Origin of the sequence: uncultured Chryseobacterium sp. (assembly GCF_913776365.1) — a bacterium.
Classification (GTDB): Bacteria; Bacteroidota; Bacteroidia; order Flavobacteriales; family Weeksellaceae; genus Chryseobacterium.
Genome location: NZ_CAJYMO010000216.1, coordinates 1 through 4,150, shown reverse-complemented (window position 1 = coordinate 4,150; position 4,150 = coordinate 1). Strand labels below are relative to the sequence as shown.

The window sequence follows — 4,150 nt, the reverse complement described above, 5'->3', positions numbered from 1 at the left end:
CAATTTGGTTATCTTTGGGAACAAAGTATTTTTTATATGAACGCAGAAACGATTGACAACATTAAAATGATAGCGGAAACAGCAAGGGAATTTGCTGAAAAGAATATCAGGCCCAATATTATGGAGTGGGACGAAAGCCAGACTTTCCCTAAGGATTTATTTCATGAACTGGGGGAAATGGGTTTTATGGGAATCGTTGTTCCGGAAGAATACGGAGGTTCGGGTCTCGGTTATCATGAATACGTAACCATCCTTGACGAGATTTCCCAGGTAGACCCTTCCATCGGGCTTTCTGTAGCGGCACACAATTCATTATGCACCAACCATATTTACGAATTCGGAAACGAAGAGCAAAGACACCGTTGGCTGCCACAGCTAGCATCCGGCAAAGTGATCGGAGCCTGGGGCCTTACCGAACACAATACAGGTTCAGATTCCGGCGGAATGTCCACAACCGCAGTGAAAGACGGCGACGAATGGATCATCAACGGTGCCAAAAACTTTATTACCCATGCGATCTCCGGTGATATTGCGGTAGTAATGACAAGGACAGGGGAAAAAGGAGCTAAAAATAACTCAACCGCATTTGTTCTTGAAAAAGGGATGCCTGGCTTCAGTTCCGGTAAAAAAGAAAACAAACTGGGAATGAGGGCTTCTGAAACAGCAGAACTGATCTTTGACAACGTCCGGGTACCGGATTCCCACCGGTTGGGAGAAGTAGGTGAAGGGTTCAAACAGGCGATGAAAATCCTGGACGGCGGAAGAATTTCAATTGCCGCTTTGAGCCTGGGCACTGCCCGGGGAGCTTATAAGGCTGCCCTGAAATATGCAAAGGAAAGACAACAGTTCGGAAAATCAATTTCAGAATTCCAGGCAGTAAATTTCATGCTGGCTGATATGGCTACGGAAATCGATGCTGCAGAGCTTCTGATCCAGCGGGCTTCCACACTGAAGAACGCCAAACAAAAAATGACGAAAGAAGGAGCCATGGCCAAGCTTTATGCTTCCGAAGCCTGCGTAAGAATTTCAAACAATGCCGTGCAGATCTTTGGCGGATATGGATATACGAAAGATTTTCCGGTGGAAAAATTCTACAGGGATTCCAAACTCTGTACAATCGGGGAAGGAACATCCGAAATCCAGAGACTGGTAATCGGTAGGGATATTACGCGGTAATAGCAGCTTTAATTACGAAGAATTATATTCATATAGCAGTATGCCCGGGCATACTGCTTTTTTATTTTTTGTAAAGCCACTGACCTCCTTGACCGACAAAATCAACTGCCGGAATTCTGGACTGCCGGAATATGCTTCATTTTGTCTCCTGCTAGTAGACAGCAGCGCTGCAATTCTGCTTTTGGTAACGATCATATAACGTATAGAAAAGTGCTAAAGACCTGGAGCTTCATTCAGATTCGGATCTTAATTACTGCCTTTTTTTGCCTTACATTGATTATCAGGAATTTTTTATCCTGCTGTATCTGCAGGTATCCATTTTACCGGGTCAATCAGGATAATGCTATTTTACGAGTAGTTATCCACAGGTATTCTTACCGGTCACTCATCCGGAACCGTGGATTTCGTTTTATAAAACTATATTTAACTGTATTACAGGCTCCTTTCCTTTGCATTTTATTATCTGCATTTTAAGAAAATGTAAACCGTCGGCACCGACTTTATCCGTAGCATATCGTTTTGCAATGAAATTCTAAATATTTCTTAAATGATTCTCTATTTCATACTATAATTTTTACTAGATTTGATAATTCACAATCAAAAGAAGATTTATATGAAAAAACAATTATTATTGATAGGAATGCTTTTGGCATCAGGAACTTTTTTCTCACAGACTGACCGTTTATGGTCTGCTGATACGAAACCGGCGACTTCGGAAGTTTTCGAAAATAAGAATACCATCATTAATCCCAGAATTTACCATCTGGATATCAACGGTCTTAAAAATGCATTGGCTAAAGCGCCAAAAAGGCTGGCGGCCGGAGAAAAATCAGAAGTCATCATTTCTTTCCCGAATGCGGAAGGGCAGATGGAATCTTTTAAAGTAAGGGAAAATTCAAATTTTGACCCTCAGCTCGCGGCACGCTACCCGGATATCAAATCCTATATCGGCGAAAGCTTCGGCGGTTCCGGTACAACAGTATATTTCAGCATCTCCCCGCTGGGATTGTCCTCCATGGAAATTTACAATGACCGGTCTGCCGTGTTTATTGAACCGTATACCAAAGACCTTTCATCGTATGTGGTTTATAAAAAAACTGACAAGAAAGACCAACTCAACGCTTTTGAATGCACCGTACTCGATGTCGCGCAGAAAGGAGCAGCCGGTACTGCGGGAACGGAAGAGATGGCAAGACCAAATGCAGACGATGCCAGATTAAGAACTTTCAGGCTGGCTTTATCCTGTACGGGGGAATATACCAATTATTTCGGTGGTACAAAAGCAAACGCACTTGCAGCCATGAACAATACCATGACCCGGGTAAACGGTGTTTTCGAAAAAGATTTTTCCGCCAGAATGGTCCTGATTTCAAACAATGATGCGGTGATCTATACCAATTCCTCCACCGATCCTTATTCTCCGTCTTCCCAGATGAATAACTGGAATTCCCAGCTCCAGTCTACCCTGACCTCGGTGATCGGTGAGGCCAATTATGACATCGGACACCTGTTCGGGGCTTCCGGCGGCGGCGGAAATGCAGGTTGCATTGGCTGTGTATGTACCAACGGGTCGAAAGGCAGCGGATATACTTCGCCTGCAGATTCCATTCCGGCCGGAGACAACTTTGATATTGATTATGTAGCCCATGAGATGGGACACCAGTTCGGAGGGAACCATACCTTTTCCCATTCCAATGAAGGGACAGGCGTCAATATGGAACCGGGCTCCGGTTCCACCATTATGGGATACGCAGGGATTACGAGCCAGGATGTACAGCCGCATTCCGATGCTTTTTTCCATGCCATCAGCATCCAGCAGATCACCAACAACATTAAGAACAAAACATGCCCGGTAAGTACGGCAACAGGAAATTCCATTCCTACCGCCAATGCCGGTGCAGACTACACGATCCCGAAAGGAACGCCTTTCATGCTCACCGGAACCGGAACAGATGCCAACGGCGATGCCCTGACCTATATCTGGGAAGAGCTTGATAACGCCTCATCGTCACAGACCGGAGCGGGTTCCGCCGCCAGTGCAACAAAGGCTTCCGGGCCGGCCTTCAGGTCCTGGACGCCCAGCACCTCTCCGGTGCGGTATTTCCCAAGGATGGCAGCCGTTCTTACAGGAGCCACCACTACAAGCGGTTCTGAAATAACGGTTGAAGCCCTCTCCAATGTTGCAAGATCATATAATTTCCGGTTTACCGTTCGCGACAACAGGGCCGGGGGTTCAGGAAACAACTCCGATGATGCGGTTATCACCGTAAACGCAACAGCAGGTCCCTTCAGCGTAAGCTCTCAGAACTCAGCCGTTACTTATGCAGGAGGAAGTTCACAGACCGTCACCTGGAACGTGGCGGGAACCACTGCAAACGGCGTAAATGCATCGAATGTAGACATCCTCTGGTCAAAGGATTCCGGGGCAACCTGGACTACCCTTCTTACCGGGACACCGAATGACGGTTCCCAGGCTGTTACCATTCCTAATGTCTCAACTACCACGGGAAGAATCATGGTGAAAGGTTCCAACCATATTTTCTTTGATGTAAACAATGCCAACATCAGCGTTAATGCAGGATCCGGTGCGTCAGACACCACCGCACCCTCTGCCCCTTCCCTGTCGGCTTCGGGAACAACCTCCACTTCCACCAATCTTTCATGGTCCGGAGCTACAGATAATGTGGGCGTTACCGGATACGATGTCTACCAGGGATCTTCACTTATCGGATCTGCAACTTCCACTTCCTATGCCGTAACCAGCCTGACCCCTTCCACAACTTACAGTTTTACGGTAAGAGCAAAAGATGCAGCAGGAAACGTTTCCGGAGCCAGTAATACGGTAAGCGTAACAACGGCAGCAGGAAGTACGGTGACCTACTGTTCAGCATCCGCTACCAATACCGGAGACGAGCGAATAGGGAATGTAAGCTTTGCCAATATCAACAATACCTCAACCGGAACGGCAGGCTAT

Annotated in this window: 2 protein-coding genes; both read left to right on the top strand. The window is 46.5% G+C overall.

The window, feature by feature from the left end:
- Positions 1-36 precede the first annotated feature (36 nt).
- Positions 37-1,176: an acyl-CoA dehydrogenase family protein gene (locus QZ735_RS11075; RefSeq protein ID WP_294248210.1), complete on the top strand. Its 1,140-nt coding sequence runs from the start codon at positions 37-39 to the stop codon at positions 1,174-1,176.
- A 613-nt stretch (positions 1,177-1,789) separates the two neighbouring features.
- Positions 1,790-4,150 (top strand): reprolysin-like metallopeptidase (locus tag QZ735_RS11070; protein ID WP_294248208.1); only part of this gene is annotated, 2,361 nt, incomplete at its 3' end.

What these genes read in the sequence shown, in the direction of transcription:
- QZ735_RS11075 (WP_294248210.1), top strand. Translation starts at nt 37, where the DNA reads ATGAACGCAGAAACGATTGACAACATTAAAATGATAGCGGAAACAGCA.